The organism is Sphingobium sp. D43FB (assembly GCF_002312805.1).
In the GTDB taxonomy this organism is placed as follows: Bacteria; Pseudomonadota; Alphaproteobacteria; order Sphingomonadales; family Sphingomonadaceae; genus Sphingobium.
In genome coordinates this window covers 1-245 of record NZ_NMUA01000322.1, presented here as the reverse complement: position 1 = coordinate 245, position 245 = coordinate 1, and the positions used below count along the sequence as shown (strand labels likewise).

1 pseudogene is annotated in these 245 nt (G+C 62.9%); it reads right to left on the bottom strand.

Going from position 1 to position 245, the window contains the following annotated elements:
- Positions 1 to 245: pseudogene (locus SxD43FB_RS24545) on the bottom strand (integrase); the annotation flags it as partial.

Sequence of the window (245 nt, the reverse complement as noted above, 5' to 3'; positions counted from 1 at the left end):
ATGCTCGGCCTCGGACCGATAGGCCTGTGCCGGTCCCTCGGCAAGTTGCAGGCGATCGATCGCATCGGAATAGTCGGCGAGGTGCCGTGGCAGATCGTCGATCCCGTCGTCGACTTCGACGTAGCCTTGATCTTCCAGGAACCGGACGAAGCGCCTGACCCTTGCTGCTTGGTCAGCCTTGTAGTGCGCTTGCTGCGCCGAATACCGGTGGCACCGGCACCCATGCTTTTCGAACCGCCGGACAG